The following is a 24,466-nucleotide window of genomic DNA, read 5'->3' as shown; positions in this document are numbered from 1 at the left end:
AAATATTGAAACACAATGCTACAACCCTTTTCAATTCATCGGCATCAATGTATCTTTGCACCCTAATACAGCCCTATTATGAGTCAAAAAGTACGAGTTCGATTTGCGCCAAGCCCAACAGGTCCCCTACATATCGGTGGTCTTCGCACCGCTTTGTTCAATTATTTGTTCGCTAAAAAAAATGGTGGTGACTTTGTACTCCGTATTGAGGATACCGACCAAAACCGATTTGTTGAAGGGGCGGAAGATTATATCATAGAGGCATTGAACTGGTGCGGTATTCCTTTTGATGAAGGACCTGGAAAAGAAGGGGACTTTGGGCCGTATAGACAGAGCGAGCGCAAACAATTGTACAAGTCATACGCCTTGGAGCTTGTGCAAAAGGGTAAGGCATATTATGCTTTTGACACAGCTGAAGTTTTGGACCAACATAGGAAAGACCATGAGGCCAAAGGGAAAACATTTATCTATAATTGGCATAATCGTTTAAAACTGACCAACTCTCTTTCACTGACCAATGAAGAGGTCAAGGCCAAGATTGCTGCAGGTGAGGATTACGTAATCAGGTTTAAGTCTCCTGAGAATGAAGAATTACTTCTTAAAGATATTGTCCGCGGAGAAATAAAAATAGATTCAAACATACTTGATGACAAGGTGCTCTTCAAAAGTGATGGCATGCCCACCTATCATTTGGCAAACATTGTTGATGACCACTTAATGCAAATTACCCATGTTATCCGGGGAGAAGAATGGTTACCGTCCTTAGCGTTGCACACCCTATTGTATGATGCTTTTGGTTGGGATGCTCCGGAATTTGCCCATCTGCCCTTGATCATGAAACCTGTGGGCAAAGGAAAATTGAGCAAGCGTGATGGTGAAAAAGGGGGATTTCCCGTTTTTCCGCTCACGTGGAACCAATCCGAAGGATATCGTGAAGCCGGTTTCTTCCCCGAAGCCGTGGTCAACTTTTTGGCTTTGTTGGGATGGAATCCTGGAACAGAGCAAGAGCTATTCACTCTAAAAGAATTGATAGGCTCCTTTACTTTGGAACGGGTAAACAAATCAGGTGCACGTTTCGATCCAGAAAAAAACAATTGGTACAATCAGCAATGGTTACAATTAAAATCAAACGAGCAACTTGCCGAAATATATGCTGTAGAACTACAGAAAAAAGGGGTTTCCGCTGAGTCAGGTTATATAGTGCAAGTAGTTTCCTCCATTAAAGAGCGCGCCAATTTTGTAAAGGACTTTTGGGAGCTTTCCGATTATTTCTTCCAGTCCCCTACCTCCTATAACGAAAAAGCTGTAAAAAAACAGTGGAAAGAAGATACTCCAGAAATCATGCAGCAAGTTGCGGAGGTTTTGGAAGACATCGAAGAGTTTGAATCATCCAAAATTGAAGAAACCGTTAAGGCCTGGATTACAGAAAAAGAACTTTCCTTCGGAAAAGTGATGGCCCCTCTCCGTTTGGTCATTGTTGGTGATATGAAAGGTCCACATCTTTTCGACATAATGGCCTTGATCGGTAAAACAGAAAGTATTGGCCGTATAAAAGCTGCCATAGACCGACTTTAGAATTCAAAAGAAATGTAACATTATTTAACAATTGGCTACTAATACTTTAGTCAAGTTTTGTAATTTCCATTTCTAACATAAATTCTAAACACTATGGGCAACTATTTAATAATACCTATTGCGTTTGTTGCGCTTATCATCCTGTTCAAATTTTTCTTTATTGTAAAACAACAAACGGCCGTTGCCGTGGAACGCTTCGGTAAGTTCCACAGTATCCGCAGCTCAGGGCTCCAGATGAAAATTCCCATCGTAGACCGTATCGCGGGCCGATTGAGCCTTAAAATCCAACAATTGGACGTTATCGTTGAAACTAAAACCTTGGACGACGTATTTGTGAAACTAAAAGTTTCCGTTCAATATGTAGTGATTCGAGATAAAGTATACGAAGCTTTTTACCAATTGGAATATCCACACGATCAGATTACATCCTACGTGTTTGATGTAGTGCGTGCCGAGGTCCCTAAAATGAAATTGGATGATGTTTTCGTGAAAAAGGATGATATCGCCATTGCGGTAAAATCAGAATTGCAAGATGCCATGTTGGACTATGGTTTTGATATCATAAAAACCTTGGTGACGGATATCGACCCGGATGCACAGGTAAAATCTGCAATGAACCGGATCAATGCTTCGGAACGTGAAAAAATAGCCGCCCAATTTGAAGGTGATGCACAGCGCATTTTAATTGTAGAAAAAGCGAAGGCCGAAGCGGAAAGCAAAAGACTTCAGGGACAAGGTATCGCTGACCAACGTAGGGAAATTGCCAGGGGTCTGGAAGAATCCGTAGAAGTGCTTAACAAGGTGGGGATCAATTCACAGGAAGCATCAGCGCTGATAGTGGTAACCCAACATTATGATACCTTACAAGCAATCGGTGAGGAAACCGACACCAACCTGATTCTATTGCCCAACTCACCACAGGCGGGCAGCGATATGCTGAACAATATGGTAGCTTCCTTTACGGCAAGCAATCAAATTGGTGAGGCCATGAAACGTAAACAGAGCCAAAAAGATGCTGGAGATGCATAGAAAGCTCTAAAATCATAAAAAAGGCCGCTCTACTAAGCGGCCTTTCTGTTTTTATGATAGATTTATAATCAACTGAATTTGTTCATCAGTTTTTTTGCTACAATGGTAAGTGCCAATTTTTGCAGTAATGGCGCCATGCCGGTCAGTATATTGGTCGGATACAATTCCTCTTTGGTTTTTTGTACGGCCAACTTCACCTGTTCCTCATCTATCTGTCTTTGTAATTTTAAGATTTTAAGGTCCCTATCAATGTCTTCGAACGATGTGTATTGTGCCTTGATCATAATTCTTCAAAATAAAATTTAGAAAACTTTTTTAGCAGTGGGCTTTCAAACTTCTTCCTTAACAAGAACAGAAGCAAACCGATCAGTACATAAAAACCTCCAACCATTAAGAAACCTTGCGAAGTGCTTTCCAGCAGTGTTCCCAGCCAAAATGCAGCACTCAATGAAAGAAACAGTAGGGCCAAAGAGCCCACACAACCAATTATAAGCACTTTGGTCGCCATGGTAACTCCTCTCATCATGGACTTAAAGCTTTGAAGCCTGTAAAAATCCAAACTATTTTTTACATAGGACCTCACTCCTTCTTCTACATTGTCTATCTGTTCTTTAATTTCTTCGAAGGCCATATATTACTTCTGTAGTTGGGCGTTCTTCTTTCTTAGATCTTCCAATTTTTTCTCAAGGGCCACCAAAATGTCATCTGCTTTATAGCTCATGCTGGAAAGAGTGTCCTCCAACTTTTCTTCAAACTCTACTTTTTTTGCATCAGCGGTTTTGCTAAACTCTTGCTTGGCGTGGGTAAGGCTTTGCGAGATATCGTCCTTTGCCTTTACAGCGCTTTTCTTGATTTTCTTTCTGGTTCTTTTTCCCTTATCTGGTGCGTAAAGGATTCCGACGCCTGCTCCAACAAGTGCTCCTGTTAATAGTGCGGTTAAAATATTTCCTGTGTTATTTGACATAATATTGATTCTTTAAATTAAACTTGATTTTTAAATCGGGGGCCAGTATGATGCCCGAATCAATTTACTCAAAATTATATCACAATACACACAACGATCGATTCAATCGAACGAATGATTGACGCTTTAGCTATTTTTTGATGAAATAGGGCAAATAAAGACCTCTAAGCTGCTTTTTCGGCTTCCAAAAGAGAAATGTAAGGACTTAAAATATCTGCAGATAAAACCCGCCCAACGAAGTCATTTTCCATAACAAACTTCAATGGCGGGTTTAGGTTCCATAAGAAAATATTATGCTACTCCTTTTGCTCCAATTTGGCCCAGGTATCCCTTAAGGTAACTGTTCGGTTGAACACCAAATGTTCCGGTGTTGAATCTTTGTCAACATTAAAATAACCCATGCGCTGAAATTGGACCTGCTCCCCGATTTTGGCATCCCGCAAACTTGGTTCCAAATAACCTGTTACTTTTTCCAATGAATCAGGGTTAACAAAATCCATAAAATCCTTTTCCTTATGGCTATCCGGTGTCGCATCTGTGAACAAACGGTCGTACAATCTTACTTCAGCCGTTATGGCATGTGGTATGGAAACCCAATGAAGGGTTCCTTTTACCTTTCGCAGACTCTCCTCTGTACCGGAACCACTCTTACTTTTGGGGTCATAAGTACATTGTACTTCCACAATGTGCCCGTTATCATCCTTGCTACAACTTTCCGCTTTAATGATGTATCCATTTTTTAAACGGACTTCCCCTCCAAGTTTTAGCCTGAAGAATTTTCGGTTGGCCTCTTCCCTAAAATCTTCTTGTTCAATATAAATTTCTCGGGAAAAAGGGACTTTCCTACTTCCAGCTGATTCGTCCTCCGGATTGTTCTCGGCATCCAACCATTCTTCCTTGCCCTCCTCGTAATTGGTGATGACAACCTTTAAAGGGTTTAAAACAGCCATAACCCGGGGCGCTATCTTATTCAAGTGCTCCCTGACATAAAAATCCAACAGGGAAACATCAACAACATTATCACGCTTGGCAATTCCAATGGTATCGGCAAAATTCCTGATGGATTCCGGGGTAAATCCTCTTCGTCTAAGTCCAGAAATTGTGGGCATCCGAGGATCGTCCCAACCCTCAACAACACCTTTCTCCACCAATTGAAGCAATTTACGCTTGCTCACCACAGTGTGGCTCAAGTTTCTTCTGGCAAATTCACGCTGTTTAGGACGTAATTTATCAGAAGATACCACTTGGTCCAAAAACCAGTCATAAAGTTCTCTGTGTGGTAAAAATTCCAGTGTACACAAGGAATGCGAGACTTGTTCTATATAATCGCTTTCGCCATGTGTCCAATCGTACATAGGATAAATACACCAATCGGTATTTGTTCGGTGGTGCGGTTTATGAAGAATCCTGTACATCACTGGATCACGCATCAACATATTGGAAGATGCCATGTTTATTTTGGCCCGAAGTACATGCGCGCCATCTTTGAATTCACCGTTCTTCATCCCTTCAAAAAGTTCTAAATTCTCCTCAACGGAACGATTTCTATACGGACTTTCTTTGCCTGGTTCTGTTGGAGTTCCCTTTTGATTGGCTATATCTTCGGAAGATTGACTATCTACATACGCCTTGCCGTTCTTTATCAAAATAACGGCCCAATCGTAGAGCTGTTGAAAGTAATCGGATGCATAGCATTCTGTGTCCCATTCAAACCCCAACCAACTGACATCCTTCTTGATAGCCTCCACATACTCCTTCTCCTCTTTGGCAGGATTTGTATCATCAAACCGAAGGTTTACAGGGGCATTGTACCGCAAGCCCAAGCCAAAATTCAAACAGATGGAGCTTGCGTGCCCAATGTGTAAATAACCATTCGGTTCTGGAGGAAAACGGAATCTCAACTCCTCTTTTTTGTAATCATTTTTTAAGTCGTCCTCAACAATATGTTCTATAAAATTGAGCGATCTAGCTTCTTCTGACATACCCATAATTTGATGCGCAAATGTAGTAAAATCCCTAGTTGATAGCTATTTTTCATGCTCTTGTGTATACAAAGTAGGCGATTTCACAACAGTTTTGGTATCACCTACAACAATATCTTTCCTTTCGACGAAATTAGGGACATATTTGTTATTGGAATACTGTATGATGAAAAGGCGCCTGAACACCGTCTTTTTGAATGAATTACAATTAAGGGGCACAAACTAACAGGGCTATTAAGCCCATAACCCTCTTAAAAACTAACGGTGATGAAAAAAAGTAATTCAACGTATAGCATTCTGGTCTTGGCCTTTGCCTTTATGCTGCTTGGCACTTTTGGGATACAAGCCCAAGTGTTGTACAAGCCAGAGCCTGCTGTGAACCCCAACCTTGGGGGGAATGTTGCATGGGATGCCATCTGTGCTTCCAGTGAATTTAACCAATACTATGTCGGCTTTAACTGGGACCCGCCCTTGGTGGCCAGCAACAATAAGTTTATACTGGAGCTTTCGGATGCCAATGGCTACTTTTCCAACCCTACTGAACTTGCCAGTGTCAGTGACAAGAACCAGGTTTTCGACTTTGTCTTTCAGTTTGCTCTTCCTTCGAATATAAGGGGAGATAATTATAAAATGAGGGTTCGAAGTACTTCTCCTGCCAAAACAAGTCCCGCTTCGGATGCCTTCACCATGTATTATATCGATTATAAAGCTCCTTTGCTCATCAGTGAAAATGGAAGCGGAAATATTCCTTCAGAAGGTAAAATACAAATTTGCGGAGGAGGCTCAGTAACTCTTAAGCCCCATAATATCCCTAATGCAGGAACATATATCTACAATTGGTACCGCAGTGGTACGCCACTTGCCGAAAAAACAGAAAGCATCACCGTTTCTGATCCCGGCATGTACTATGTAGAATTGGACTATGGGGATTGCTCAGGTTCTGCAAACACCATGTCCAATTATATTGAAATATCAACTGGAATCAGTGCCGGACTTGCCATTAATGGTGCAAGCAGTATATCCCTTTGCCCTGGAGAAACCCAATTGTTGCAGGCTAACATCAGCGGCCAGGGATTCACCTATAAATGGTATAAAGACGGAGCGGTTGTCAGTGGGCCAACTGTTGACGCCAGCAGTTTTACCGTAGATGCGGGAACCAGTGGTTTTGAGGGATCTTATAAAGTTGAAATATCCGGTTCAGGTGTTTGTACCGAGTTGTCGGCTCCGATTACCGTATCCAACTCAAGCTCATTCGAAATTACCTTGGACAACGAAGAGAATATTGTACTCCTTCCTGCACAGACCAAAACATTATCAGTAAGTACTACAGCATCCAATGCAACATATCAATGGTATAAAAACGGCGTTGCCATCACCGATGCCACCAGCAATACTTTAAATGTTGATACCATTGGAGAATATTACGTAACGGTAATCGACAGTGGGGGATCATGTGCCCCAGCACCAATGGCCTCGGCCACAACAAAAGTAGTATCTCCACAATCCTTTGAGTTTGTGGTGGACTATATTGGAACTTATGGCTCTTGCGAAAGTGTTGATGCCACCTTGAGCCTTACCACTATTAATGTTGTTAGCAGCAACGGTTCCAAAACGGATGTAACCACGGATCTTCAAAGCTCTTTTGACTATCAATGGAAACTCAACGGTAGTAATATTGCTGCGGAGACGGCCAAAACTATTACCGTTTCAAACCAAGAAGAAAATGGGGCGTATACCTTGATTGGGACTCTTGATGCCTACCAGGCCTCTTCCAATACACTGCAGGTAAAATTGGCTTCCAACAAAGCACTTCAAATCACAGCAAACAGCACTGTATTCTGTGAAGGTGGAGAACCCATCGTTTTGGAGAGTACAACGGATTTGACCAACGAATCATTTGAATGGAAAAAAGACGGAACCGTAATCAATACCTCATCACAAAACTTAACCGTTAGCGGACCAGGTGTTTATCAACTTGTCATCACATCCAATGATTGTCCATTAGTATCAAATCAAATAACCATTACCGCATTTGATGAATCATTGTTAGTATTGGACAAATCAAAAGACCTCATCATTATTGAGGGTGAAACAGAAACGCTGACAGCAAGCGGAGCAGATTCATATGAATGGTACGATGCCGGTAACAACCTAATTTCTTCCAACAGTTATTATGACTTTACCGAAGAAGGTGAGTACCTGTTGATCGCAACATTTGGAACCTGTACCGTAAGCAAGGTCGTTACAATTACCTACAGGGATATGTTTGCCATACCGAACGTTATAACCGCCAATGGAGACGGTATCAACGATCTATGGGTATTGCCCAACACCTATTCCCGTGACCCGAATGTTCTCGTCACCATATTCAATGAGCGGGGGGAACAAGTATTTAGCCAAGCCGGCTATGAAAATAATTGGCCACAATCCACCACTTCTTTCAACAAACAGAACATGATCTTCTATTACAAGGTCACACGTCGTGGCAAAAGCCTAAAACAAGGAACCATCACTGTTATTAAATAAGCAGCAATGCAGACCAAAAAACCTCTACTATTACTTGCCCTATTTCTACTTGTCTTCTCCGGAATGAGAGGACAGGAAGAAGGCGCATATGTACCTTATAACGTACCCTCCCAAAACCTTTTAAAGTTTAATAGGTTCTTGCTGAACCCAACTTTTTCCACAGTAAGGGAGGATAAGTCCTACATCAACCTTTTCCATAGAAACCAATCGGTATCTTTTGATGATAACAATCAGGTGTATTTCTTGAGTTATAGCGGTAGAGTAAGTGATAGAAGCGGTGTTGGTTTAAGCCTATTTACCAATCGTGAAGGGTTGTTCAACAATTTTGGAGTGCATGCCAACTATGCATATGGTGTGCGTCTGAGCCCTAAAAGCACCTTTACCTTTGGGGCAAACGTGAGTTACTACCAAAGTGCCTTCAATCAAGATAGGGCCAATTCCGTGGATTTTGACCCCTTGTTGGGTACTTTGGAAAGCAGTTCTTTGGTGAGCTTTCAACCAGGTTTCAACTTTTCCATTGGAAAGTTCGACATTGGTGGTTTTGCCGAAAACCTGTTTGATTACAACTTAAAAACAAGTGAATCGGTCACCGATTTCAACGAGAAAACCTACTCCGGACACCTACAATATACCCATCAGTTTGAAAATAGTCCGGGCATCATGGAACAAGCTAGGTTAATGCCTTTGGCACGAGTTCGCAAGGTAGGAGAAGAAACCTTGACCCTTGGAGGTAACCTTATTCTTGACCTACCTAAATTGGGATGGGTACAAGCAGGTTACGATGATTTTTATGGTGCTTCCGCTGGACTTGGTTTTAACCTTACCAAAAATATCTCACTGGGATATACTGTAGAAAAAGGTCTTTCCAACGAGTTTGAAAACTTTGGCGTTACCCACGAAATCTCTTTGGCCTATTCGTTCACACCTAACCTAACCGAAGATCGTGTGATGTTGGAAAAAGAGGGTGAAGAATTAGTTTCCAATGATGAGAATGTTCCACAAGACAGTTTGAACATCACTGATAAAGACCTTGAAATAGCACGTTTACAAGATAAACTTGCTGAAAACGACGCTATTTTGGATGAGTTGCTGATGCGTCAGGATTCCATTGAGTCCACTCGTAAAAAGGATTTGGAAAGACGTTTTGAAACTGTTATGAAAATGGTTCAGCGAGAAACCCGTGGCCAGAACCCAGCGTTGGAAGAAAAAGCCAAAGCGGTATATTTCGCCAGTATGGACAGTGCGGATATCGTGACCCGAAGAAAACAACCTGTTGCCAATCACGGCCTAACCAATAACACATCCACAAAAAAGGTTATAAAAATCAATGAGGCCAAGGACAATACCAAAGCCACATATGCCTCGAATACCGCTTCTGAAAAGGACAATACCTATAGACCTACAAAGAGCAAAAAAACAACCGGGTTCAAGTCCCACGCCGTTCCAAATGTAGAAAGCGGACATTACCTCATCGCCAACGTATTCAGGGACACCGATAACCTAAATGCGTTCATTGAAAAACTTAGGGCCCAAGGTATAGATGCCGACTATTTCCAGAACCCAAAGAACGGACTTAACTACGTTTACATTGGTGACTTCGGAAGCAAATCCGATGCCTTGGAAGCTTATCATAATAAAATGGACGGTACTTACCAAGGAGATGCCTGGGTGATGAACGTAAATGGTAACGATTCACAAATTGCCGGATACTCCGGTCAAATGGATAATAGCAGCTCCAAGTACGGAAGTGGACAATTGTCCAAAAATGTAACAGGTGTTTCCAATGGGAAAAACCACGTGGTCATCAGAACACAGTCCGGGGATGGATTACCAGAAGGATATTACATAATCGCCAATGTTTTTGATAATTCATCAAGTGCAAAGCAATTCGTTAAAGAATTGAATGCTAAAGGATTGCATGCAAGCTATTTTGTCAGCCCAGCTGACAAGAACAGGTACGTGTATTTAAAAAGACACGAGACCTGGAACAACGCCCTAACGTCTTACTACTCCAAACTTAACGCTTCGTATGACGACGATATGTGGATCATGCGAATCAAACCAAACACTACCATTTAATATTACCACCAGCTTATGAAAAAATCACTACTCAGGTGGGGCACAATAACCTGTATGTTGCTGTTTGCTTATACAGGATTTTCACAAATAAAGAACAATTTAGATGTTCGCTATGAAAACCAGCTTAAGGGAGACCTTACGTTTATAGCGAACAACATTGTGAACAGGGACAACAGTGGCGGTGACCCTGAAGACCCATACAATGTTACTGGGTCGAGCTCATCCTACAACGATGATCTCAACATGCAGTACATTGATATTGACGGAGACCCTTCTACCTTCAGCTCCAGTAGTGCAACATTGGCGGTTCCGGACCCCAGCTGTTCCAGAATTAGATATGCCGGTTTGTATTGGTCTGCTGTTTATCTGGACTCCAATAGAAGTAGCGATTTCAACCAAGTTAAATTTCGGGTACCGGGGGGGGCATATCTAGATCTTACCGCAGATGAAATTTTATTTGATGGTGATGGTGATTCCGACTTTGGAAACTATGCCCCTTATGCCTGTTATAAAGATGTAACCGATATTGTTACTGCGCTCGGAAATCCCGATGGTGAATACTTTGTCGGAAATGTTCGTGCAAGTTCGGGAGACGCAGTACAAGGAGGTGTTTCTGGGGGGTGGACCATGGTGGTAGTTTATGAAAACCCTACCTACCCAGGTAAATATATTACCACTTTTGATGGTTATGCAGGTATCAAGGCCGGAGAAACCGTTGATATTCCCATAGATGGATTTACCACATTGCCGGCTCCATTCCCGGTAAGGGCAAAATTAGGGGTAGCTACCTTAGAAGGTGATAATAGGATTACAGGCGATCAACTATCCATTAAAGCGGATAGCAATGGTGGCTTTACTACTTTATCGAACAGTGCAAATCCTTCAACAAACTTTTTTAACAGTAATATTACCAATGAAGGTACAATAGTTACCTCTAGAAACCCCAATAGTATCAACACTTTGGGGTGGGATGTAGACCTTTTCACCATTCCAAACCCGAGCAATTCCGTAATCCCCAACGATGAAACAGGAGCTACACTAAGGGCTTCGTCCACAGGAGATAAATACGACATCTTTTTCACCTCATTGGATGTGGAAATTATTGAACCCAAAATAAATCTGGGTAAAACGGTAGAGGATATTGCAGGAAACGACATTACGGGACAAGGAGTGCACCTGGGCCAATATTTGGATTACGTGCTTACTTTTGAAAATGTAGGCAACGACGATGCCGTGGGATATACCATTAGGGACGTATTGCCAATCAATGTTACCCTCGATGAGTCCAGCATAAGCATGCCCACCGATGTAACCTACACCTACGACCCAGCTACCCGGACCATAATATTCTCCATACCCGATCGCTATGTTGAAGAATATGATCCAGCAGCAATAATCCGCATGCGGGTACAAGTGGCCGAAAATTGCTTTGATTTTATAGATGCCTGTACCGATATCATCGAAAACCTTGCCTATTCCACATATTCGGGAGCAATCAATCAAGCACCAATAACGGACGACCCCAGTGTATACGACTTTGATGGCTGTGGCTTTCCATATCCCGGAGCTACCAACTTTTTATTGGACGACCTCGAAGCTTGCGATTTTACGCGCACCGTACAACTCTGTGGGGACAACGTGCTCTTGGATGCAGGAGATAATTTTGACAATTATATCTGGTACCGCGACGAAAATGGAAACGGTCAAATAGACGTTGGTATCGATACCGTTATTACGGACAGCGATTCCGACAGTGACCCAAGTACCATGTTGGTGAATACCACTGGAACTTATATCGTTGACAAACAGGTTGCTGACCCTTGTAAGGACTTTCAGGAAATTATAACTGTGGAACTGTTCGGTTCCGTTCAATCCAACCCTATTACCGCATTGATCAACGACACTTCCAACACTATCGATGGTTCCATTGATATTTGCCCCAATGATGGTAGCGAACTTCCTGAAATATTCCTTTGTGGATTAAACGATAGCGAACTCCTCCAAATAAACATCCCAGATGCCACCAGCATTGTTTGGGAACAATTGGACGAGGCCAGTTGTAGTGCATCGGTTGATGGTTGTGCGAATACCAACACTGGTTGTACTTGGAACACCGTTGACACAGGAAACGACTTTTTGGCCCAAAATACAGGGCAGTATCGATTGGTAATCAACTACCAAAATGGATGTTTTAGCAGATTCTACTTCAATATCTACAAGAACCCGCTCAATCCACAATATATCTCCGAAGATATCATCTGTACAAATCCAGGCAGTATAGAGGTGATCAATATGCCTGACACCTACGAGTTTCAATTGGTAGACCAAACCACTGGAAACGTTCTGGTCCCTTATGGTCCCGATAAAACTTTCGAGATCACCAATAATGGAGCCTATATGGTAGAAATGAGACAGCAAGGGGTAACCGACGGTTGTGTCTTCGTTTTGGACAACATAGGTATTTTGGACCGTGACTTCCAAGTAGACGTTGTCTCACAAGATGTTTACAATTGTACGGGACTTGGAGAAATTGCCATTTCGGTTTTAAATGTTGAAGCACAATATTATTACGAAATCTCCTCCGGAGGAACCTCTGTGGATAGCTTTGGCCCGACCAACGACAACAACCACACCTTTGAAAACCTGAACGATGGAACATACGATGTGACCGTTACCACAGATGATGGATGTTCTTACACCGAACAGATCATCATACAAGATTTATTGGATTTAGACCTTGAGGCAAGGGTTTCCCAGCACATTACCTGTAGAGAGGGTAATATACAAATGTCCTCCACGGGAGGTAAAACACCCCATCTTTATGCTATTTGGTCTTTTGTGGACAGAAATGGGATAACGCAGATATCATATCCATCCGTTGCGGATATTCCTCCTTCCGAATTCCAGCCCGAACAGATTTTTGACGTTGTCGGTGCCGCAGGTGCAGGTACCTATACCTACGTGGTAATAGACAGGTTCAATTGCCATGCTTTTTCCAATCCAGTGGAAATCGAGTTCAGACCTGCCGCCGAGTACAATGCAACATCCGTAATGGACGTGCTGTGCTATGGGGAATCCACAGGTACCATTACTTTCAATTTGGTAGATGATAATGGATATCAACTAACATACTACCTATTTGATGCAACCGGTTTTGATGAGGACAATTATGACTTTGCCAATGCCTTGGCCACCAATACATCGGGTAATTTCCCAGGTCTTGGTAGTGGTGACTACGTAGTGGTCATCAACCAAAGAAAGGGTAGTGCATCTTGTGATTATTACGAGTACCACTCCATATCCGCACCAACCAACGCTTTGGATGCAGAGGTTGAAATTGTACAGAATTATACCTGTTCACAGCCTGGAGAAGTTAGAATATTCAACGTTCAAGGAGGCAGTGCACCATATGAATATAGTATTGACGGTGTTAACTTTGATGCCGATTCAGCCACCTTGTTGGAAGAATCCTTTACCAACTTAACGGATGGCACCTATACTTTGACAGTAAGGGATGCCAACGGTTGTACATTTGATGACTCATTGACGATTGCTCCTTTGGACCCACCAACGGATATCGATTTTGCTGCAACCGATCCGTTGTGTCCGAGCTTTGTTTCGGATGTGTCCCTAACAGTTACGGGGGGCAGTCCAAACTTGGTCTATGAAATAATTTCGCCCGCTGGCAGTGCGGTCAACAACGGTAACAACAGTACATTTGCAGGTTTGGCCCCAGGAACCTATATGTTCAGGGTAACCGACAACGATGGATGTAGTTACGATGAAAGTTTCACCATTGACCCGGTAACTGAAATTTCCGTGACCGGACAATTAGTCAGCAATATCAGCTGTTTGGGTGAAGAAGATGGTGAAATCCAGTATACCATCAACAATTTCAATACAGATTTTGATTATACCGTAACAGGTCCCTATAACTTCTCTGGTACAGCGCAGACCAATGGTTCCATTCAATTGACCAACTTGGCTGCCGGAACTTACACCATCACAGTTACGGATAACCTTACCAACTGTACAGATACAGCAAGTGTAACAATCAACGCGCCGCCTTCAGCAGTAACAGCACCATTTACAGTAAGCCAACCAACCTGTTTGGCAGATGGTTCCGTAAATATTACCGCCAGTGGTGGATGGGGCAGTTTTACCTACGAAATCGCTGCTGGACCTGAAACTTTTGGTCCGCAATCAAGTGGCTTCTTTGCCGGACTTGACCAAGGAGGAACCTATACCTATATGGTAACCGATGCAAACGGATGTATATTCACCGATGATTTTGTAATCAATGAAGCCATAGCTCCCGAATTGGCCATTGTTCCAAACGACATTTGTTATGATGATGCCACGGGATTAACACTTACCGCAAATATAATTTCCGGTGGTGATGGAAATTATGAATATAGCTTAAACGGAGGTCCATATGTTACCAACAATTTGTTTACAGGATTGGGCCCAGGAACCTATACCATTACGGTTAGGGATGGAAACGATTGTATCGATACAGAATCCATTACCATTGACCCTGAACTTAGTGTGGTTGCTTCAGCACCAAATATTACCGCTTGTGAAACCGATACCGATGTAACCATTTCTGCTGCCGGTGGAGACGGAAACTATGTGTATGCCGTGGTTGCCAACGGAGTAACCCCTGGCGTAAGCGACTTTTCAACTACCAACCCAGTAACCGTAACCAGTACGGGCGACTATGATGTCTATGTAAGGGATAATGGTGGAGCATCCGGATATTGCGAGGCTACCTACGATATTGTCATTCTTCAAGATGACCCATTGGCCATTACCGTTTCCAATACGGACATTCTATGTAGTGGTGAATCTCAAGCAGAAATAACAATTTCCGCGACAGGTGGTGAAGCACCATATACTTACAGTATAAATAATGGAGCAACCTACCAAACATCGAACACTTTTTATAACCAACCTGCTGGCAGTTACAACATTCGTGTTAGGGACGCCAACAATTGTGAGGAATCCGAAATCCATACCATTACCGAACCGTTGACGCTTTCTGCCTCTGCAGCAGTCACAGCTTTGGCCGAATGTAATCCAGGAATTGGTGCAGAAGTGCGAATTACCAACGCCATCGGTGGTACAGCTCCCTATGAATATAGTTTTGATGGAGGATCAACTTATGGAGCAAGTTCCATTGGCTACTTGATGCCAGGAACCCACACCCTTTACATTAGGGATGCAAACCTTTGTACCTTCCCTATGACGGTTACCATAGAACCCGAACCAACTCCCCCGAATGCTACGGCAACAGTAGATTACGAATGTGATGGTGAAGGAACAATAACTGTGACCCCAAATAGCGCTGATTTTGACTACACCTATGAAATTAACGGTACTCCAAATACACCTAACGACTCCAATGTATTTAGCGATGTACCTGTTGGGAACCATACCATTACCGTAAACTATACCAGTAATTCGGCTCCTACACCAAGTATACTACTTTCAGAAAATTTTGGAACAGGGCCAAATACAAGTATTTCTGAAATCGACCCGGTCTATTGTTACGAGCCACAAAACGGCAGTGCAAGCCTCTGTGGTTTTGGTACAGACACCCATATACAAGATGGTGAATACTCTGTAACACAAGTTATTGCCAATCCATACGGAAGTTGGCAAAGTCCAAACGACCATACCGCTATAGCTAATGGAAGGTTCTTGGCCATCAATGTTGGCGGAGTGGCCGGAGTTGGCGGTATTGTTTATCAAAAAACCGATGTCGAGGTCATTCCAAACCGTGATATCACCGTATCGCTTTGGGCCTTTAACCTTTTGAGAACAGGAACAAGCGGTGGTGATCCATCCATTGAAATACAATTGGTAGATGGTTCCGGCACCGTTATCCAAAGTACTACAACGGGAAACATTCCTAAAAACAATGGAGCTTCCGACTGGCACGATTATAATGTAACCCTAAACCCTGGAGCAAACTCCAATCTGGATATTGTAATCCGTACCAACTCTTCCGTAACAGACGGAAACGACATCGCAATCGATGATATTGAGGCCTACCAAATTCCAGAAGTATGTGGTGGATCCCTCACATTGGATGTTACCGTTGAGGATGGCAATGCTTTTAACGGCGCCATAACAGCATTTACAGATCTTACCTGTAATGGTGCAGCTGACGGTACGATCACGTTTGAAGTTGAAAATTTTGATCCAACAACTGGGTTTACCTATCAGGTGGACGGAGGTGCAATTTCTGGCACCCAGCTTTCAAGTCCAATTACCATAACCGGCCTTGATGCAGGACCACATACCATCGAAATTATAGACTTAAGGGATTCTGCATGTTCCGTAGTTCTTAACCAGACATTGGCTCAGCCTGATGTTTTGGATGTTACCGCAACCATTGTCAACGAACTAACATGTACAAATGGAGGGGCTTCCATTTCCGCTACTGCAACGGACGGAACACCTACCTATGAGTATCAATTGGAAAACACCAGTGGCACCGTATTAGCGGCCTACCAACCCAATGGTACGTTCTCTGGTTTAGCGGCCGGAGACTATGTGGTAAGGGCAAGAGATGCCAATATGTGCGAGGATACCGTAACCATCACAGTTGATCCAGCTGAAATCATTGCGTTTGATTTGACACCAACGTTATGTTATAGTGGAAACAATGATGGAAGCATTCAGGTAGATGTAACAAGTGGGAATGGAAACTATCAATTTAGAATAAACAATGGTGCTTGGATGACCCCAACTCCGACCACTGATATAACGTATACCTTCATAAACTTGGGTGCCGGAACCTATACCATTGAGGTCCGTGATGACTATGGTTGTTCCGCCACTGATACAGCAACGATCAATCCAGCTTTGACCGCATCGGCATTTCTAAACAATGATTTGACTTGTTTGGACGATGCCAGCATTCTTATTAATGCAGGGGGCGGTTCGGGGATCTATACCTACGAATGGTCCAACGATGCCGGAGCAACATACAATTCAACTGGATTTACAGGAAACGAATTTAATACTAATATAGATGGAACTTACATGTTCCGTGTTACCGATAGCGCCGGTTGTACAGTTACCACAAACAGTATTATTATTACCCCGGCAACTCAACCCGTGATCAGCAGCATTACACCAACGCATATTTTGTGTAATGGGGAAAATACAGGAGCATTGGATATCGTAATCGATACTTCCGTGAGTGTTCCTCCATACACTATCAATGTGGTTGAAACCAATGGCCCCACCAATTACGGCAGCCAAACAACAGGATTGCCTGCCGGTGACTACGAAGTTACGGTGACAGATTCAAAAGGTTGTGTTTCCGACCCGTTTACTGTTGTAATATCGGAGCCAGACCCTATTACCTATACTACAACGGATGTACCTATTACTTGTGATTCCAGTTCTGGTGTAACAAACCCAGGTTCGATAACGGTATCAGGGGTTTCAGGTGGAACGGCTGAATATACCTATATACTAACCGCCAACAACGGTATTGCTCCTCAAACCTATACAACTACACCTGGATCCAGAGACCATACCTTTACCGTATTGGAATTTGGAATCTATCAAATAGATGTTGTTGATGCCAACGGATGTGCTTCTTATACAACAGAAATTATTGCATCCCCACCCAATGATCTTGATATTGACGTGAGTACAACTACCGCAGATTGTGTATCTGGAGGTACTGCAATAGTTACCGTAGGATCTGCTGTTGGAAGTGGAAATTATGAGTTTGCCATCTTGGAAAATTATACCGCTCCTTACGTAGATGATCAAGCGAACGATTATATTCCTCCTGATACACCAGGTGGGGACACAGCAACTTTTACGGGCCTTACTCCAGGTATCACCTATACCTTTGTGGTATTTGACCTCACTACCAACTGTTATTATTTTGAAGAAGCTGCAGCTCCGATCAATACACCTTCTTTAATGACATCTAATCTGGATGCCATAAACAATGTGAGTTGTACCGGTTCCTCAGATGGAAACATCTCCTTTACTTTCACCGGGTTTGATGCTTTGGCAACCTCGGTAAACTATGAAATTTTTAATAGGCAATCCAATGTATCAACGGGCTATAGCGGAACAGCACCCGTTAACACTCCAACAACGGTGACCATTAACAATTTTGGTGTACTTCCTCCAGGGGAATACTATCTGTTGTTATCAGAAGTTGGAGGACCAAATAATGGCTGTTCCGTAGACGGTGGAGAATTTACGATTCGTGAATCTGCCAATGCGCTGGATTTAGATGTGACAAGTCCACAAAACGACAACTGTAACCCAAATGCCGGAGTTATTGCCGCCACAGGAAGATATGGTACCGCTCCGTATACATACCAATATTTGTTGGATACCGACCCGGCACCAACTGCTACAAGTGCTGGATGGACCAGCAGCTCCTCTGCCAATGTAGAGGCCGGGGATTATATGGTATATGTAATGGATGCCTACGGATGTATCCAAAGCGAGACAATAACCGTACTTGAAGATCCAAGCCCGGAAATATCGCTAGTAGTAGTAGATGAATGTGTCGAGGAAGGACAGTTCCAAGTGACCATAACCTTGGACAATGCCGCAGTAGCAATGTCACCGTTCCAAATAAGCGTGAACGGTTCGGCATACCAGGCGTTCACTTTTGATGGCAGCGACCAATATACCATTTCAGGCCTAAGTTCCGGCACAAATCAATCAGTATCGGTTAGAGATCTAAATGGTTGCTCGGATTCCGAAACATTTGATATATACCCTCCATTGGAATTCAATGTAATACAAACTGTTGCATTGGATTGTGAACCAGGTATTTTGGCCTACGGAGAATTACAGATAGAAGTGCTTTCAGGGTCTGGAAACTATGAGTTTGAGATCAATGGTCCAGATCCATATGATGAGCCCAGAGGTGCTTTGACCTTAGATGCTTCCAACCAATTTACTTGGACAGAAGCAGGGGCCGCCGGCAGTTACGAAGTGTTGGTCTATGATATTGGGACAACCGCGCCCTATTGTTCAAAATCCATTACAGTTGATGTTCCCGATGCGCCTATACCATCTTTTACCTCAACGTATACCGATGTAACCTGTAATGGTGCCGATGATGGTACAATTTCGGTAACTGCCATAGATAATGGAATTGGTCCATACTCCTTTGAAATCATTTCAGCCACCGATGGATCAATATCCGTACCGATCGCACCTACATCAAATACAAACTTTACAGCAAACTTTACTGGTCTTGCTGGTTCCGTAACTGGTATAACATATACTATTGAAGTTACGGCAGCCAACAACTGTACCCATATTGAAACGGTTATCATTAGTGAACCAGAGGAAATAATAGTACCTGCACCGACCGTTGATCAATTTGCCTGTACTGCTGGCAACAACATGAACAATGCCATTATCACTGTTGATGGTTCTTCCATCACAGGGGGAAGCGGTACTTACGTTCGTTACGAATTCATCAATGATGCAGGCTCCTTAGTGGTTCAATCCGGTAATAACCCTGTTTATATTGAAACTGATGTGAACGGAGGAAGCTATACCATCAATGTGTATGACGACAATGGTTGTGTGGGAACTACCACCGCTACTATCGACCCATTTGATGAAATCACCAATGCAACGGCTGCTATAACCGATCCTATAAGCTGTAATCCAGGGGCCGATGGTGAAATCACCATTACCGTAAGCTCTACGGCGGGAGATCCAAGTCGTTTCGAGTACAGTATTGATAATGGAGCTAATTGGCAAGCATCCAACGTATTCGGTGGTTTGAGCGCAGGAACACATAATTTTGTTGTCAGACATCTTGATACTGGTTGTACCGTCACTACTTCGGAAACCATTGCAGACCCCAATACCTTTACCATTGATGTAAATGTGGTGAGCGATGTAATTTGTTATGGAACGGCTAGTGGTCAAGTAACCTTTGAACTTTTGGATGCCACGTATTCCGGTGGGTTCAATTGGACCATTTACAATACCAACGGAACACCGACAGATCTGTCCGATGATACCGTAGTTGCCAATGGAAACTCCGCTACAACGGGGCCTACTGCAGCAATAAACATTGCAGCAGGCAGCTATATTGTGGAAATTACACAAGATGCCTTCCCGGAATGTACCAATATTGAAGCCTTTACCATTGCAGGACCATCTTCGGCCATTACAGGAAATACTGAAATAACACCGATAACCTGTGATCCAGGAAATGACGGAATTATTGAAGTTGTCGACGTTCAAGGTGGATGGGGCGGATATACCTACTATGTAGATACAACTCCGAACCCAGATCCGAACAACCCGGCAAACTACGTGGCCAATGCAAGATTTGATGGTCTTTCCGCTGGAACTTACGAAGTTTGGGTAATGGACCAAGAAGGGTGTTCAGTGCAACTTACAGATGTTGACCTTACCGTTCCCGACCCTATTGTGGCCGATTTAAGAATCAATCAAGCCAATTGTACCAACCTTCAAGGAGAAATTGAAGTTGTGGGCATACCAGCAACCAATCCTGTTAGTGGTGGCCAAGGAAGCAATTATACCTATCAATTGATCCGAAATGGAGCCAACGTAGGTTCACCACAGACCAATACCGTATTCTCTGGATTGGGCGCCGGTACCTACGAAGTTTATATTGAAGACCAATGGGGATGTTTTACCACCGTAGGACCTGTGGTATTGACCAACGCTATGACTGCCACGGCAGCCGTTGTTAAACCTATGGATTGTACCATCAATCCGGGAGGAGAAATAACCGTAACGGTGACCGGTGGTTCTTCTAACCTACAATACAGTACGGTGAGCCCGGTTACATCGACCGTTATCACTAATACTGATGGTGTTTTCACCAACCTTACGGAACCAGGGACCTATGTATTTACCATAACAGACTTGGATACTACCGAGCCTTGTACCTATGTTGTTTCCCAAGTATTGGATGACAAGGTAGATCCAGAACTATTGGATGCTACAGTACAAAATGTTAGCTGTTTCGGTGGAAGTGATGGAAGTATTTTAGCTGTACTTAATCCGTCTACCGCAACCAACCCTGTTTACCAATATGAATTGATCGGACTTAGTGCCGGTGCGCCTAGCAGACCATTACAAAATAATCCTTTGTTCGAAAATCTGCCTGCAGGAAACTACGAAGTTCGTGTGGTTTCTTCCAGATCATGTGAGGACGTTAAGGCAGAGAGCATTATTGAACCTGCTGTTCTGGACGCAACAGCTTCGGCAACACCGTTCGTTTGTACCCCGAGCAATTCCGTGGATGAATCAACCATATCCGTTACGGCCACGGGAGGAACCGCTCCATATTTCTACAGTTTTAATGGAAATGGTTTCGGTTCGAACGCTACTTTTGATGTTGTTGACAATGGAACCGTACAAACCATCAACTATGTGGTTAGGGATGCCAATGGTTGTGAATTCCCGGATAGTATTACAGTTCAACCTTTGAACACGTTCACATTGGATGCCTCTCAAGATATAGCTATAACTTGTCTGAATCCAGAAAGCGTAATCCTGACCGTTACGGAATCTACCCCTGGCGATACCTACACATTCGAATTGTTGCCCGTTGGAAATCCTTATGGAAGTGTGGTACCTAGCTCGGTTACAGCAACTACGGCAACTTTTGAGTTGACCCAACCCGGTAGTTATACATTCAGGGCAACCAATGATGTTACCGGTTGTTATGTACAGACAATTTACACTGTAGCTCCTTACGATACCATAGATGTGGTGGCAACGGCGACCGCTGCGGCAATGTGCTTTGATGATGCAGGTGAAATTACGATAGATGTTACCGGATATGCAGGAGCTTATGATTATGAAGTATATAGAACTGATGGAACCCTGATCGTTTCCGGAAATGAAAACACGGCGTCGGGTTCATTTGCGATAACACACCCAGATTTGATAGGTGGCAACTATTATGTTGAAGTCACCGCGACAGGTACTCCTTTTTGTGATGCCACCTCAGGTACCGTGACCATAGTTTCACCAAGCGCTGAGTTGGATTTTGCACCACAACAAGTAGCCAGCGTTACCTGTACCAATGATCTTGGTGAAATTCTTGTAGCACCAGTAGGCGGATATGCCCCATATGATATCGTTTTAACCAATATGAACACAATGCAGGTCTTCACTATCAATGATGTACAAAGCCATGTGTTCACAGGATTGTCAGCAGATGATTATACTATTAGGGTTACCGATGCTGGCGGTTGTTTTGAAGATAGAACGTTGACCTTGCTGCCACCAGCCCCAATAGTTGCGGATATCAACGTATCCTCCACTTCATTGGATTGCTATGGAGATGACACCGCATCAGTTTGGGCAGATCCAGTGACCGGAGGCAGCGGTTCCTATGATTATCAATTGAATTATTATGATGAAGCGGGAACGACCATTGTATTCACCACAGGTCCCCAAAGAAGCAACATGTTCAACAATTTAGGTGCCGGAACCTACAGTATTACGGTTACCGATAATTGGAGCTGTAGTGATACCACAGATACCGTTACCATTTCGGAACCAACAGAGGTAAGAGCTTCTCTGATCAAACTTGAGGACCTGACGTGTTTGACCAATGGAAGCATGCGTTTATCCGCTACGGGTGGAACAGCTCCTTACCAGTATTTTGATGAAAATACGTCAACTTGGGAAGATTTTGGTAATCCTACGTATCATGATTTCTTGAACATGGGAGCCGGTCAGTATCAATTTGAAGTAAGGGATGCCAATCAATGTACTGCCATGATTTCCAATCAGGTCAGTCTTCGAGAGCCACCTGAATTAATATTGGAAATAGATGATAGGGCAGCTTTCATCAATTGTGCCGGAGAAGCCACTGCAACTATTATTGCCAGAGCCACTGGTGGTCTGGGCAACTATAGCTACGAATTGTTCAGCGATCCCGGTTTCAGCAATTTGGTAGATGGACCCAATACCACAGGAAGGTTCGATGACCTTATGGCCGGTGAATATTATGTTAGGGTAACCAGCGAAGATTGTATTGAAGAATCTCCAATAATCCCTATCCTGGACCCAGCTCCTTTGCAAGTGGAAAGACAAGAATTTACCGATATTACCTGTGCCGGAATGGAAGATGGTACCATTTCCGTTGAGGTATCCGGTGGAACAGGTGAAATTTTATACGCCATTTCACCTAGCCTTAATAGATTCGATACCGTAAACACCTTTACCGATTTGGCTCCGGGCATTTACGATGTTATTGCCCAGGATGTAAACGGATGTTTCATTACGTTCCAGTTCGAACTTGAGCAACCAGAGCCCATTGTTGCGGAAGCCATCAATATTACCGATGAGGTATGTTTTGAAAGTGGCGATGGTTCGTTCGAAATTCAAATTTCTGGAGGAACAGCTCCATACGAAACAAGTTTGAACAGTAGTGCCGATGCAAATTTTGTACAAGATCAGACCTTGTTCCAAAACTTGACCGCGGGTGCACATGTGGTGTTCATCAGGGATGCGCAAGGTTGTGAGACCAATGTAATCGTCGAAATAGATCCAGGTGTTGTTCTGGCCGCCACGGTAACCCCTATGTACGAGTGTACCGGAAACTTACCCAACAACTATTTGAACATTGTTTTGGAAGATGAATCCATTGCCGGCGACCTAATGTATGCCTTGGATTCCACAGACCCGGCAGATATGCAATTGTCGGCCGACTTTACCAATATGACGCCAGGCGACCATTACCTCACCATAGCACATGCCAATGGATGTATGGCCACCTATGACTTTACCATAGCTACTTTTGAACCATTGGTACTGACATTGGAGAACACAACCATCAATCAAATTACGGCAATTGCCGATGGTGGTGTGGAGGATTATACCTTCTACTTCAATGATGTGGATAATGGAACGGACAACACTTTCTTTATTAATAGTACAGGAACGTATACGGTAACAGTGATCGATCAAAACGGTTGTGAGGCCACTGCAGAGATCTTTATGGAGTTCATAGATATCGAATTCCCGAACTTTTTCACCCCAGATGGCGACGGTCGCAACGACTTTTGGATACCTGACAACATTGAAGGGTTCCCTGACGTACTAATCAAGATTTATGACCGTTATGGTAGAGTAGTGGAAGAGATGACCCGCAACGTTAAGGGTTGGGATGGAAATTACGAAGGTAAACCATTGCCTACCGGAGATTACTGGTATGTTGTACGACTTGAGGGAGCACAGGATAACAGAGAGTTTGTAGGTCACTTTACATTATACAGAGAATAAACACTTAACCTGCTAT

General features: G+C 43.3%; 9 protein-coding genes. 5 read left to right on the top strand and 4 right to left on the bottom strand.

Going from position 1 to position 24,466, the window contains the following annotated elements; genetic code table 11:
- Positions 1-78: 78 nt before the first annotated feature.
- Together gltX and K1F36_RS03825 are read left to right on the top strand one after the other, a co-directional pair.
- Complete coding sequence (gltX, locus tag K1F36_RS03830; protein WP_220112617.1) at positions 79-1,575, top strand: glutamate--tRNA ligase; 1,497 nt, start codon at positions 79-81, stop codon at positions 1,573-1,575.
- Positions 1,576-1,668: 93 nt separating this feature from the next.
- On the top strand, positions 1,669-2,604 hold the full coding sequence (locus K1F36_RS03825) for an SPFH domain-containing protein (RefSeq protein ID WP_220112616.1): 936 nt from the start codon (positions 1,669-1,671) through the stop codon (positions 2,602-2,604).
- A gap of 68 nt (positions 2,605-2,672) precedes the next feature.
- Here K1F36_RS03825 and K1F36_RS03820 read toward each other — a convergent pair whose 3' ends face one another.
- From K1F36_RS03820 to K1F36_RS03805, 4 genes are all read right to left on the bottom strand, one after another.
- On the bottom strand, positions 2,673-2,888 hold the full coding sequence (locus K1F36_RS03820) for a DUF6327 family protein (protein WP_207031166.1): 216 nt from the start codon (positions 2,886-2,888) through the stop codon (positions 2,673-2,675).
- Positions 2,885-3,235 carry an LPXTG cell wall anchor domain-containing protein gene (locus K1F36_RS03815; protein WP_220112615.1) on the bottom strand — a complete coding sequence of 117 codons (351 nt, stop codon included), beginning with the start codon at positions 3,233-3,235 and terminating at the stop codon, positions 2,885-2,887. The genes K1F36_RS03820 and K1F36_RS03815 overlap by 4 nt, the downstream gene beginning before the upstream one ends.
- Before the next feature lie 3 nt (positions 3,236-3,238).
- Positions 3,239-3,568, bottom strand: coding sequence for a YtxH domain-containing protein (locus K1F36_RS03810; protein ID WP_220112614.1), 330 nt, complete (start codon positions 3,566-3,568; stop codon positions 3,239-3,241).
- Between the two features lie 296 nt (positions 3,569-3,864).
- On the bottom strand, positions 3,865-5,550 hold the full coding sequence (locus K1F36_RS03805; protein ID WP_220112613.1) for a glutamine--tRNA ligase/YqeY domain fusion protein: 1,686 nt from the start codon (positions 5,548-5,550) through the stop codon (positions 3,865-3,867).
- Positions 5,551-5,817: 267 nt separating this feature from the next.
- Between K1F36_RS03805 and K1F36_RS03800 the strand changes: the two genes are divergently transcribed.
- From K1F36_RS03800 to K1F36_RS03790, 3 genes are read left to right on the top strand one after another with little or no spacing between them, the layout of a single operon-like run.
- On the top strand, positions 5,818-8,076 hold the full coding sequence (locus K1F36_RS03800; RefSeq protein ID WP_220112612.1) for a T9SS type B sorting domain-containing protein: 2,259 nt from the start codon (positions 5,818-5,820) through the stop codon (positions 8,074-8,076).
- Positions 8,077-8,082: 6 nt separating this feature from the next.
- Positions 8,083-10,155, top strand: coding sequence for a PorP/SprF family type IX secretion system membrane protein (locus tag K1F36_RS03795; protein WP_220112611.1), 2,073 nt, complete (start codon positions 8,083-8,085; stop codon positions 10,153-10,155).
- A gap of 15 nt (positions 10,156-10,170) precedes the next feature.
- Positions 10,171-24,450, top strand: coding sequence for a T9SS type B sorting domain-containing protein (locus K1F36_RS03790; RefSeq protein ID WP_258538926.1), 14,280 nt, complete (start codon positions 10,171-10,173; stop codon positions 24,448-24,450).
- Positions 24,451-24,466 lie beyond the last annotated feature (16 nt).

The organism is Flagellimonas abyssi, from assembly GCF_019457905.1.
GTDB classification, from domain to species: Bacteria; Bacteroidota; Bacteroidia; order Flavobacteriales; family Flavobacteriaceae; genus Flagellimonas; species Flagellimonas abyssi.
Note: the sequence above shows the minus strand (reverse complement) of the source record. Positions and strands in the feature narration are given on the sequence as shown.